The organism is Phenylobacterium sp. (assembly GCF_035569475.1).
In the GTDB taxonomy this organism is placed as follows: Bacteria; Pseudomonadota; Alphaproteobacteria; order Caulobacterales; family Caulobacteraceae; genus Phenylobacterium.
Map to the genome: position 1 here is coordinate 31,131 of NZ_DATMNA010000007.1, position 9,966 is coordinate 41,096.

Here is a 9,966-nt window from a genome sequence, read left to right on the forward strand (position 1 = left end):
CATGGAAGCCTCGCTGGTGGGCCCGGCAGGACTCGAACCTGCAACCAGACCGTTATGAGCGGCCGGCTCTAACCATTGAGCTACAGGCCCCAGCAGCGATGCGTCCTTTGGCGGTTACCACGCGCCGCCGGGGGCTCAAAGCTTGGGCCTTAAAGCTTGCGTTCATGCGCGCTTTGCGAGGCTTTGGCGTTTGGCATGGGCCGATGGAGACTGCGATGAAGACTTTTCTGCGGGCCGGCGCGCTGGGCCTGCTGCTCGCCGCCGGGGCGATGTCGGCCGCGGAAGCCGCCGCGGATCCGCCAGCCGCCGAGACCCTGTTCCGCGCCACGACCCTCAATCTGGCGGCGGTCGGCGAGGTCAAGGCCGCGCCGGACATGGCCAGCATCGGCCTGGGCGTGACCACCCAGGCGCGCACCGCGGCCCAGGCCCTGGCCGACAACGCCGCGCGCATGGGCCAGGTGATGGCGGCGCTGAAGGCGGCCGGGGTGGCGGCCCGGGACATCCGCACCTCCGGTCTCACCCTGAATGCGCAATACGCCTACGAGCAGGGCCAGGCGCCGCGGCTGACGGGCTACCAGGCGGCCAACCAGCTCAGCGTCACGGTGCACGACCTGACGCGGTTGGGCGCGGCGGTGGACGCCACGGTCGGCGCCGGCGCCAACCAGGTGAACGGGATCAGTTTCGGCCTGGCCGATCCGACGGCTGCGGAAAATGCGGCGCGCGAGCAGGCGGTCCACACCCTGCAGGCCAAGGCCGACCTCTACGCCCGGGCCACCGGCTACCGCGTCTCGCGCCTGGTGTCGTTGAGCGAGGGCGCGGCGTCGGAAGGCCCACGGCCGCCGATGCCGATGATGGCCATGGCTCGCGCGCAGAAGGCCGAAACCTCGGTCGCGCCCGGCGAACTGGACGTCCGCGTGGACGTCGCCGCTGTCTATGAACTGGCTCGCTAAAGCCCGGCGTCCTTGAAGGCCCTGGCCAGGCGGTCGGCCATCATCCGGCCCGGAAAGGCCCGGTCGCCCTCCATCATCGCGGCATAGACCAGGCCCTTGCCGGGGATCGGCCCAGAGGCCCAGCCCACGCCGCGCGAGGCGTCCTTGACCGAGCTGCAGCTCAGCGTGCGGGCCTGGCCGTCCTTGAGGGTGGCCTTGAGCAGTTGGTCGAGCGTCTGCTCGCTGGTCGCTGCGCCGGCGCAGGCGGGCAGGCTGCGTGCGCAGGCGGTGTGGGTGTTGTAGCGGTAGACCAGCTTGCCGCTGCCCTGTTCGGCGATCAGCAGGCAGGAGGCCGGATCGCCGATGGCGCGCGAGACCGCCGCGTCCAGGGTGTCCTTGTCGACCCCCTTGGGCGCGCCGGGCGAACAGGCGCCGAGCGCCAGGACGGAGAGGCTGAGGGCGGCGACGCGGGGAAACCACATGGCGTTCCAATACGCAGGAAGCGCCGCCGGTTCAACGCGGGGACCCCGCGATCCTTAGCCGGCGTGGGCGTGCAGGAACTCGCTCATCTGCTGCAGCACCGGGGCGCGGCCGCGGAACGGGCGCGAAAGCGCCAGCACCATGCGCACGTGGTCGATGCCCGGATAGTGCTCCTCGCGCACCTCGACGCCCGCGGCGCGGAGCTTGGCGGCCAGCTTCACGGTGTTCTTCGGATAGACCATGGTGTCGTCGTCGCCGGTGGCCAGGAAGGCCGGCGGAGAGGCCGGCGTGACGAAGGTGGTGGGCTGGGTGGCGGCCAGGTCCTCGGCCTCGCCGAAGGTCCGCTGGGCGATCGGATCGGTGAGCGGCAGGAAGTCGTAGGGCCCCGACAGGCCGGCCAGCGCCTTGACATGCCGCGGATCGACGCCGGCCGCGGTCAGGTAGCGGGGATCGAGCGCGATCATCGCGGCGTTGTAGGCGCCGGCCGAGTGGCCCGCCAGGACGATCCGGCTGGGATCGCCGCCATACTCGGCCGCATGGTCCTGGGCCCACCGCACGGCGCGGGCGCCGTCTTCCAGGAAGCCCGGATAGCGCACCGCCGGATAGAGCCCGTAGTCGGGCACCACTGTCACGAACCCGCGCGAGGCCAGCGCCTGGCCGACCCAGTTGTAGTCCTGCCGCCGGCCGGTGTCCCAGGACCCGCCGTAGAAGAACACCGCCACCGGCGCGGCCTGGCCGCCGATGCGCCGCGGCGCGTAGACGTCGAGCCGCTGACGGGCCTGCGGGCCATAGGCCACGTTGCGCGCGCTGCGCATCGCCGGGTCCTTGGGCGTGAAGGTCGCGAACATGCTGAGCGGGGCGCAGGCCGACGCGAGCGCCGCGGCCGCGGCCGTCAGGCTTACCCTGCGCGTCACTCGTCCCGTCTGGCTCATCGCGTCCCCAGCTAGGTCACGGCGCGGCGCGCCGCAACTCTCCCGCCTGCCCTTCGACTATACGGGGGAATCCTGGACGGAGACGCGCCACGACGCCGCGCGGCGGATCGCCTTGACGCGGCGCCTCGCGCCCGCGCCAATGGCCACCTTAACGCCGATCACCGGCGACGGCAGGGAGTGCGGCCATGGACGGCGATCAGGCAAACGGCGGGTTCGTGGCGGCGGGCCTCGCGCAGATTCCACCGGCGTTGCAGGCGGTCGTGGACGCGGGCGACCTCTCCGGCTTCGTCACCCTGATCTGGCGCAAGGGCGAAGTGGCCCAGGTCAACACCATCGGCCATCGCGACGTCGAGGCGGGCCTGCCGATGACCCGCGACACCCTGTTCCGCATCGCCTCCATGACCAAGCCGGTCACCTCCATCGCGGCGCTGATGCTGTGGGAGGAGGGCAAGCTGAAGCTCGACGACCCGATCACGAAATGGCTGCCCGAGTTCGCCGACATGCGGGTGCTGAAGGACGCCGCCGGGCCGGTGGACGACACGTCGCCGGCGCCGCGGGCGATCACCGTCGAGGACCTGATGACCCATCGGTCCGGCCTGGCCTACGCCTTCACCTCGGTGGGGCCGATCGGCGAGGCCTATGAGAAGGCGCTGGGCCCGCCGCTGGCCGGCCACCTTGCGCCCGACGACTGGCTGGCCAGGCTGGGTTCCCTGCCGCTTTCCTACGCGCCGGGCGAGCGCTTCCACTACAGCCACGCCACCGAGGTGCTGGGCTTCCTGGTGGCCCGCATCGAGGGCAAGCCGCTCGGCCAGGTGCTGAAGGACCGCATCTTCGCGCCCTTGGGCATGGCCGACACCGACTTCTGGTGCCCGCCGGAGAAGCGCGACAGGATGGCCAAGCTCTATCGGATCGACCCGCAGACCGACCGCCTGCAGGACGTCTCCTTCCCGCATGTCGACAGCCAGCCGGCGTTCGAAGCCGGCGGCGGCGGCCTGATCTCCACCGCCGACGACTATCTGAAGTTCGCCCGCATGATGCTGGGCCAGGGCGAGGTCGATGGCGTGCGCCTGGTCAAGACCTCCACCCTCGAGACGATGACCCAGAACCGGCTGACCGAGGCCCAGCGTCAGATCCCGTTCATGGGAATTCCCTTCTGGCTCGGCCAGGGCTTCGGCCTGGGCGTCTCGACGATCACCGACCCGGAGAAACAGGCCTGGATGGGGGCAGGATCGAAGGGCGCCTTCGGATGGCCGGGCGCCTTCGGCACCTGGTGGCAGGCCGATCCGGCGCAGGACATGGTGGTGATCTACCTGATCCAGAACTCCATGCCGCTCGGCCCCGAACTGGCCGCGCAGCTCGCGACCGGCCAGCGGATGGGCGGGCGCGCGGCCCTGCCCGTCTTCCAGAAGATGGTCTACGGCGCGCTGGGCAAATAGCCGGCTCAGCCGCTGTGCGGCGCCACGCACATCGGCTGGCCGTGCCAGGTGGCGCCCACGACGCTGCCGTTGTTGATCGCCTTCAGCCGCGCCTGGACGTAGTCCATGCTCTCCGGCGGCGCCTTGACGCCGGGCGGGCACAGGGGCGCGGTCACCTGCCGCGTCGCGCCGGGACAGATGCAGATGTCCGTCTGCTGGTTCAGCCGGCTGGCGTCCTGGCCGCGGCAATGGACCGGCTTCTGATGGCCGCTGCCGTCCAGGCAGATGCTGGTCGAGTTGCGGTCCAGCGTGTCCGCCGAGGCGAGGCCCGCGCCGAATGCGCCGGCGCTCAGGCTCAGGACCGCCGAGGTGAGAAGGATGGGAAGCCTCATGGCGCGTCTCCGTCTTTGTCCCCCGCACGCCGGCATTGAACCGCCGATCTGACGTGCGCGTCAACCGCCGCGGTTGGCGCAAAACAGCGGCGACAGGCGCCTGAGCCGTTCACCACGAAACCTCGCGATAGCTTAACCGTCGTGTGGGCAGACTGGCGACATGGACCCGATCTCCACCGCCCGTTACGGCATGATGGCCGCCACCCAGCAACTGACCGCCTCGGCCAGCCGCGTCGCGGCCGGCGGCCCCAGCGGCAACGTCGACTACGCCGCCGAGACGGTGACCCAGATCCAGGCCAAGCAGTCCTTCCAGGCCAACGTGGGCGTGATCAAGGTCGCCGACCAGATGTGGCAGTCCCTGCTCGACCTGCAGAGCACGTCCAGCAGCCACCACGGCTAGGGCCGATCGCGCGTCCCGATCGGCTGACCCGATCCAAGTCGACCGGGACGCACGCTAGGCGAACGCGATCCAGCGCCCGGCCGCGGCCCCCATCACCCAGACCAGGATCGTGGCGTAGGCGATGATCTTGGTGAGCGGCCCGCCCTCCTCGCCCTTGCCCGCGCGGAATAGCTGGAACAGCGCCACGCCCACGATCCAGGCGGTGAAGACCCCCGTCCAGACCTTGTTGACCGGCGTGAGGTGGTCGTAGTCGTCCGGCTTGATGAGGACGTGGGTGTTGAGGAACTGGGCGACGATCAGCGCGGCGAGCACGCCGGCGTAGACCCACCGCAGCCGCCCGCGGGTGGCGAACAGCACGATCAGCGCCGCCCCGGTGATGATGTGGTAGACGCCCACATTGATCAGCTCCGAAGTCACGAAGACATAGATGCCCAGAAGGAAGATCGCGCTTCCCAGGGCGAACCAGATCTTCTGCATCGGGCCCACGGCGCCTTCCGCAGCCGCCACGGGCCGGCTGACGCCGTAGGTCAGGATGACGCCCGCCAGCAGGGCCAGCATCTTCACGATGAAGGCCGCGCTGTCGTAGAGGCGCACCGCATTGGCCGAGCCGATCAAGATGCCGGTGACGACGATCCCGATGACGCCGACGTTCTGCCAGAAGCGCAGGTTGCGGTAGATCTCCGAGGGCTTTTCCTGCGTCACCCCAGCGCCGAGCAGGCGCAGGTTCATCAGGATGGTCGTGCCGCCGAGGACGATCAGCGACAGGATGTGGCCCACCTCCCAGGTGGCGAAGCCGAACTTCGGCCCGTTGACCCAGGTCGCCGGCGGGATGTTGGCGAGATTGTCGACCCACGGCTTGGCGTGGGGGAAGAGCTGCTCGAGGTTCAGGCTCATGGATGTTGCCCCGCCAGGTTGACTTCGCCCTGCTCGGAGGTCTTGCACTCCTCGACCCAGTTGATGAAAGCCGTCTGGGGCTTGCCGCATTCGTACCAGTTGTAGGGAATGAAGCGGCCGCAGCCGATCACCAGCAGCCACAGGATGAGCGAGCCGGCGGCCGCCAGGCGGGCGGCGCGCGGCGGGAGCTCATCGGAATCCCAGGAGCCTTGCGTGGCCTGCACCCGTCCGTGGAAGACCACGATGTTGATCAGGGCCAGGGCCAGGAAGACCATTTTCACCCGGAACCAGACGTTGTGATAGTAGAAGATCGGCTTGGCGAAGAGCAGGCCCATGCCGGTGATCACCACGAAGGCGAAGCTGAACACCGTCAGCGGCAGGATGGCGTCGCTGATCACCGAGACGCGGGTCTTGCGGAAGGTGACGCCCAGCAGGCGCAGGTCGACCACCATGATCGTGCCGGCGAACAGCATCAGCGCGATCAGGTGGGTGCCTTCAAGCAGGTTCCAGAAGTTCAGCGACCCCAGCAGGGCCTCGCTCCAGGACTGGGCCGTGTCGCCGCCGCCCTTGCCGAGCGAGTGCTCGAGCCAGTTCAAGAATGCGCCGATCATCGACGCGGCTCCCGATGTCCGTTCATCCCGTTCCCCAAGCTTTCGGCGCGAATCCGCCCGGTCAAGCCTTGCGCACACACACCGGCGCTAGCCGGCAATCAAGCAGCGTACGGTTCCCGCGCCGTTACGCATCCGTTACAGCGCAGAATTCCGAACCCTTTCCAAGCGGAACCGCCGCGCCGGCCGAAGCCTGCACCCGCCGGCGACGGCGGCGGTGACGCGCCTCGGAGAGTTCGCCCTGCAACCTGCCGTAACCCGCCGCCGGCCCCCCGACCGCGGCGAAACCCGCCGTCAGAAAAAAGGGGGGCGAAACCGCCCCCCTTTCGAATTCCGGCGTCGACCGACTACGGCTTCTCGGTGGCGTCGGCGCCGTCCTTCGGCGCGCCCGTGCCGGACGAGCCCATGAACAGCTTGCGGCCATCGGGGAAGGTCACGTCACGGCCGTTGGCCTTGCAGATCGGCGTGCAGGCCTTGTCCTTGGACTGATAGCCGCGCACCACGATCTCGGTGCCGACCTTCAAGGAGTTCCGGTCGATGCCGGCGCGCAGCAGGGTGTTGGGCGTGCCGCCCTCGACCATCCACTCGACCTGGGCGAAGTCCGGGTTGGTGTTCTGCACATGCACCCAGGCGTGCGGGTTGATCCACTCGACCTTGGTCACCTTGCCGCGCAGCAGCACGGGCGACTTGCCGTCAAATTCGGCGGCGAAGGCGTGGTGGGCGACAGCCTGGGTCACACCCAGGCTGGCGGCGGCCAGAAGGCCGGCGGAAATCACAGTGGGGATAATGAAACGACGGAAGTTCATTTGGACGTCTCCAGCGGAGGATGCTGCTTTCTTATCATCCTCCCGCGCCGCGTTCACTGCGACGAAGAAGGACAGGGCGGGTCAGGTCACTTCAGCGGCTCTTTCCGGAGGTGACCGTACATGAGTTCTTCGACGAATTCGACGCACTTGAACTGCTGCAGGCGCGCGTCTTCGCCGACGTGCTTGTAGAGGTTCATGCTCATCTTCCAGGGGCGGGTGAAGATCTCCGGATCGGTGATCTCCGCCTCGTAGCGCATCACGCCGGGGCCGGTAGGCGTCCAGCGCTCGACGACCTTCACATCGCCGGTGTGGTAGTTGCCGGCCCGGTCGAACCAGGTGGAGTCGAGCATGCCGGTGACGACGACGACCAGGGTGTCGCCTTCCCAGTGGGCCACCGACTGGCCCATCCAGCTATCCACCGGCGCCGGGCCCGGATCCTTGAACTGCAGGTTGCGCACCGCGCCCGCATATTCATAGGCGATCAGGGTCGCGCTCTCGGACTGGAAGATCTGGAACGGCAGCGACATGTAGTTGGCGCGCGGCACGCCCGGCAGGTAGCACTTGATCTCGGGATCCTTGTGGATCCAGTCGGCCTTGTTGGCGTCGCGGACCTTCAGGGCTTCGGGCTTGTAGGGGATCGCCCCGCCCTCGACCACGCCGAGGCCTGCGGGCACTGCGCCCACGGCGCCCAGCGCCAGGACTTCCTTGGCCGGCACCGGAACGACCGGCCCCGGACGCATCTGCAGCGCCGCGCTCGAGGCGTGCGGCTCGATGTTGAAGTTGGCGGTGTTCATCACCTGCCAGACGCCGTTCAGGTCCGGATGCTTGCCGTCCGGGCCGCGCGGCGCGCGATAGGCCATCGCCTTGCCGGAGGCCTTCACCGCCGCCGGCTTGGCCTTGGCAGGCGCGGTTTGCGCCTGCGCCTGACCGCCAATCACCGCACCGGCCAACGCCAGCGCCACCATGGTTCTGATCATAATTGCTCCCCAGATCCCCTCCGCCCTCGACGTGGCAGAGTCGTATTTCTCAAATTTCTAACGGACGTTTGGACGAAGCGCCAGCCGCCCTGACTTTACAATGCCTCGCTTGCAGCTTAGCGCGCCTCACATGGCGCTGCGTCCACTGTTCACGACTCCGGTCTATGAAGCGTCGCTTAGCACGCACCGGAGTTTCGAAAATTTCAGGTCGGAATTGGAAGCCGCCTGCCGGATGCTGGCGGCGGAGGACGCGGCCGGCCGCGCCTGGTGCAAGGCCAACGGCTATGGCGGCTACACCTCCTACGCCTCGCTGGACGACCTGCCGACCCGGGCCAGCGTGTTCGGAGAGCTGAAGACCCTGCTGGACCGCCACGCCAAGGTCTTCGCCGAGGCCCTCAGCTTCGACCTGCGGGGCGGACGGCTGAAGCTGGACAGCCTGTGGGTCAATGTCCTGAAGCCTGGCGCGGCCCACTCCGGCCACATCCACCCGCACAGCGCGATCTCCGGCACGGTCTATGTGGCCACCCCGCCGGGCGCGAGCGCCCTGAAGCTGGAGGACCCGCGCCTGCCGCTGATGATGGCCGCGCCGCCCCGGCGCGCCGATGCGCCGCAGGACGCCCAGAGTTTCGTTTATCTGCAGCCGGAGCCCGGCGCCGTGCTGATGTGGGAGAGCTGGCTGCGCCACGAGGTGCCTGCCAACCGCGCCAAGGCCGAACGCATCTCGATCAGCTTCAACTACGGCTGGCGGTAAGGACGTTCAGCGCCGCTGCCGTCCGTGGAAGACCCGAACGATGGTGACGACATCAGTCACCTTGTAGCGCAATACGAAACCGTCCCGACCGAAATCGACGGGCAGTTCCCGAAACAGATCGCCTACGGCCGGGGCCACAAGCGGGAAGTCGCCCAGCAGTTCGACGGCGGCATCGACCTGATCCGCAGCCACCGCCGCTGCACCCGGGGCATGTTCGGCGAGCCAGGCGATCTGAGACATAAGATCGCTACGCGCCCTTCGACCGAAAAGGACTTTCACCGCTTGACGGCGAGCCGCTTCTCAAGCTCCGCGCGAAACTCGGCAAGAACCTCCTCAGCAGGATAGGTCGGCTCGTCCAGGTCTTCGCGAACGGACGCGGTGCGCGGATCATTTTCGGGATCGCCGCCCCAGTCATAGTCTTCATAGTCGAACATCTGTTGTTCGATGACCTCGGCGGCGGCCGCCCCCAGCGTGATGCCAAGCTTCTCCGCCCGCTCCTTGAGGTGACGGAGCGCCAAGTCACTGATTGTGACTTCCAGTCTTAGGGTCGTTTCGCCATCGGCCATGGCGCGATGCTCCGTCCGGCGGCGACGGCCGTCAACTGTCCAGGAAGCTCCGCAGCTTCCGTGACCGCGACGGGTGCTTCAGCTTGCGCAGGGCCTTGGCCTCGATCTGGCGGATGCGTTCGCGGGTGACGCTGAACTGCTGGCCGACCTCTTCGAGGGTGTGGTCGGTGTTCATGCCGATGCCGAAGCGCATCCGCAGGACGCGCTCTTCGCGCGGGGTCAGCGAGGCGAGCACGCGGGTGGTGGTCTCCCGCAGGTTCGACTGGATCGCCGCGTCGATCGGCAGGATCGCGTTCTTGTCCTCGATGAAGTCGCCGAGGTGGCTGTCCTCCTCGTCGCCGATGGGGGTTTCGAGGCTGATCGGCTCCTTGGCGATCTTCAGGACCTTGCGGACCTTTTCGAGCGGCATGGCGAGCTTTTCGGCCAGTTCCTCCGGCGTCGGCTCGCGGCCGATCTCATGCAGCATCTGGCGCGAGGTGCGGACGATCTTGTTGATCGTCTCGATCATGTGCACCGGGATGCGGATGGTCCTGGCCTGGTCGGCGATCGAGCGGGTGATCGCCTGGCGGATCCACCAGGTGGCGTAGGTCGAGAACTTGTAGCCGCGGCGGTACTCGAACTTGTCGACCGCCTTCATCAGGCCGATGTTGCCCTCCTGGATCAGGTCCAGGAACTGCAGGCCGCGGTTGGTGTATTTCTTGGCGATGGAGATCACCAGGCGCAGGTTCGCCTCGACCATCTCTTTCTTGGCCTGGCGGGCCTCGCGTTCGCCCTTCTGCACGGTCTGGACGATGCGGCGGTAGTCGTCGATCGGCA

The 9,966-nt window shown here is 68.1% G+C and carries 14 protein-coding genes and 1 tRNA gene; 4 read left to right on the forward strand and 11 right to left on the reverse strand.

Going from position 1 to position 9,966, the window contains the following annotated elements; all coding sequences use genetic code 11:
• Positions 1-14: 14 nt before the first annotated feature.
• Positions 15-90 (reverse strand) — tRNA-Ile (locus VNW53_RS00935).
• Between the two features lie 125 nt (positions 91-215).
• On the opposite strand from VNW53_RS00935, the gene VNW53_RS00940 reads away from it, so the two are divergent.
• Positions 216-950, forward strand: a complete 735-nt coding sequence (locus VNW53_RS00940; RefSeq protein ID WP_325552978.1) for an SIMPL domain-containing protein — start codon at positions 216-218, stop codon at positions 948-950.
• Here the strand turns inward: VNW53_RS00940 and VNW53_RS00945 are convergent.
• Together VNW53_RS00945 and VNW53_RS00950 are read right to left on the reverse strand one after the other, a co-directional pair.
• The gene (locus tag VNW53_RS00945) at positions 947-1,411 is read right to left on the reverse strand and encodes a hypothetical protein (RefSeq protein WP_325552979.1); all 465 of its coding nucleotides are present in this window, start codon (positions 1,409-1,411) and stop codon (positions 947-949) included. The genes VNW53_RS00940 and VNW53_RS00945 overlap by 4 nt on opposite strands.
• Positions 1,412-1,465: 54 nt before the next feature.
• Complete coding sequence (locus VNW53_RS00950; RefSeq protein WP_325552980.1) at positions 1,466-2,341, reverse strand: alpha/beta hydrolase; 876 nt, start codon at positions 2,339-2,341, stop codon at positions 1,466-1,468.
• 185 nt (positions 2,342-2,526) lie between these two features.
• Between VNW53_RS00950 and VNW53_RS00955 the strand changes: the two genes are divergently transcribed.
• Positions 2,527-3,777: a serine hydrolase domain-containing protein gene (locus VNW53_RS00955; RefSeq protein ID WP_325552981.1), complete on the forward strand. Its 1,251-nt coding sequence runs from the start codon at positions 2,527-2,529 to the stop codon at positions 3,775-3,777.
• 5 nt (positions 3,778-3,782) lie between these two features.
• Here the strand turns inward: VNW53_RS00955 and VNW53_RS00960 are convergent, their stop codons facing one another.
• Positions 3,783-4,148, reverse strand: coding sequence for a hypothetical protein (locus VNW53_RS00960; RefSeq protein ID WP_325552983.1), 366 nt, complete (start codon positions 4,146-4,148; stop codon positions 3,783-3,785).
• Between the two features lie 160 nt (positions 4,149-4,308).
• On the opposite strand from VNW53_RS00960, the gene VNW53_RS00965 reads away from it, so the two are divergent.
• The gene (locus tag VNW53_RS00965) at positions 4,309-4,548 is read left to right on the forward strand and encodes a flagellar basal body rod C-terminal domain-containing protein (protein WP_325552984.1); all 240 of its coding nucleotides are present in this window, start codon (positions 4,309-4,311) and stop codon (positions 4,546-4,548) included.
• A gap of 54 nt (positions 4,549-4,602) precedes the next feature.
• Here the strand turns inward: VNW53_RS00965 and VNW53_RS00970 are convergent, their stop codons facing one another.
• From VNW53_RS00970 to VNW53_RS00985, 4 genes are all read right to left on the reverse strand, one after another.
• Positions 4,603-5,442 carry a DUF6644 family protein gene (locus tag VNW53_RS00970; protein WP_325552986.1) on the reverse strand — a complete coding sequence of 280 codons (840 nt, stop codon included), beginning with the start codon at positions 5,440-5,442 and terminating at the stop codon, positions 4,603-4,605.
• Positions 5,439-6,053, reverse strand: coding sequence for a DUF6644 family protein (locus VNW53_RS00975; protein ID WP_325552987.1), 615 nt, complete (start codon positions 6,051-6,053; stop codon positions 5,439-5,441). Before VNW53_RS00975 ends, VNW53_RS00970 begins: the two co-directional genes overlap by 4 nt.
• 344 nt (positions 6,054-6,397) lie before the next feature.
• Positions 6,398-6,856: a DUF6152 family protein gene (locus VNW53_RS00980; RefSeq protein WP_325552988.1), complete on the reverse strand. Its 459-nt coding sequence runs from the start codon at positions 6,854-6,856 to the stop codon at positions 6,398-6,400.
• Between the two features lie 86 nt (positions 6,857-6,942).
• A complete protein-coding gene (locus tag VNW53_RS00985) occupies positions 6,943-7,833 on the reverse strand; it encodes a hypothetical protein (RefSeq protein WP_325552990.1) in 891 nt (296 codons plus the stop codon).
• Positions 7,834-7,963: 130 nt separating this feature from the next.
• Between VNW53_RS00985 and VNW53_RS00990 the strand changes: the two genes are divergently transcribed.
• Positions 7,964-8,584 carry a TIGR02466 family protein gene (locus VNW53_RS00990; protein WP_325552992.1) on the forward strand — a complete coding sequence of 207 codons (621 nt, stop codon included), beginning with the start codon at positions 7,964-7,966 and terminating at the stop codon, positions 8,582-8,584.
• A 6-nt stretch (positions 8,585-8,590) separates the two neighbouring features.
• Here VNW53_RS00990 and VNW53_RS00995 read toward each other — a convergent pair whose 3' ends face one another.
• From VNW53_RS00995 to rpoD, 3 genes are all read right to left on the reverse strand, one after another.
• Positions 8,591-8,863: a type II toxin-antitoxin system RelE/ParE family toxin gene (locus VNW53_RS00995; protein ID WP_325552993.1), complete on the reverse strand. Its 273-nt coding sequence runs from the start codon at positions 8,861-8,863 to the stop codon at positions 8,591-8,593.
• A complete protein-coding gene (locus VNW53_RS01000; protein ID WP_325552995.1) occupies positions 8,860-9,150 on the reverse strand; it encodes a hypothetical protein in 291 nt (96 codons plus the stop codon). The genes VNW53_RS00995 and VNW53_RS01000 overlap by 4 nt, the downstream gene beginning before the upstream one ends.
• A gap of 31 nt (positions 9,151-9,181) precedes the next feature.
• The coding region (gene rpoD / locus VNW53_RS01005) for an RNA polymerase sigma factor RpoD (protein WP_325552996.1) at positions 9,182-9,966 on the reverse strand (785 nt) is incomplete at its 5' end.

Coding starts and splice junctions, on each gene's coding strand:
- VNW53_RS00970 (WP_325552986.1), bottom strand. CDS start 5,442: ATGAGCCTGAACCTCGAGCAGCTCTTCCCCCACGCCAAGCCGTGGGTC.
- VNW53_RS00960 (WP_325552983.1), bottom strand. CDS start 4,148: ATGAGGCTTCCCATCCTTCTCACCTCGGCGGTCCTGAGCCTGAGCGCC.
- VNW53_RS00950 (WP_325552980.1), bottom strand. CDS start 2,341: ATGAGCCAGACGGGACGAGTGACGCGCAGGGTAAGCCTGACGGCCGCG.
- VNW53_RS00980 (WP_325552988.1), bottom strand. CDS start 6,856: ATGAACTTCCGTCGTTTCATTATCCCCACTGTGATTTCCGCCGGCCTT.
- VNW53_RS00985 (WP_325552990.1), bottom strand. CDS start 7,833: ATGATCAGAACCATGGTGGCGCTGGCGTTGGCCGGTGCGGTGATTGGC.
- VNW53_RS00955 (WP_325552981.1), top strand. CDS start 2,527: ATGGACGGCGATCAGGCAAACGGCGGGTTCGTGGCGGCGGGCCTCGCG.
- VNW53_RS00945 (WP_325552979.1), bottom strand. CDS start 1,411: ATGTGGTTTCCCCGCGTCGCCGCCCTCAGCCTCTCCGTCCTGGCGCTC.
- VNW53_RS00965 (WP_325552984.1), top strand. CDS start 4,309: ATGGACCCGATCTCCACCGCCCGTTACGGCATGATGGCCGCCACCCAG.
- VNW53_RS00990 (WP_325552992.1), top strand. CDS start 7,964: ATGGCGCTGCGTCCACTGTTCACGACTCCGGTCTATGAAGCGTCGCTT.
- VNW53_RS00940 (WP_325552978.1), top strand. CDS start 216: ATGAAGACTTTTCTGCGGGCCGGCGCGCTGGGCCTGCTGCTCGCCGCC.
- VNW53_RS00975 (WP_325552987.1), bottom strand. CDS start 6,053: ATGATCGGCGCATTCTTGAACTGGCTCGAGCACTCGCTCGGCAAGGGC.
- VNW53_RS01000 (WP_325552995.1), bottom strand. CDS start 9,150: ATGGCCGATGGCGAAACGACCCTAAGACTGGAAGTCACAATCAGTGAC.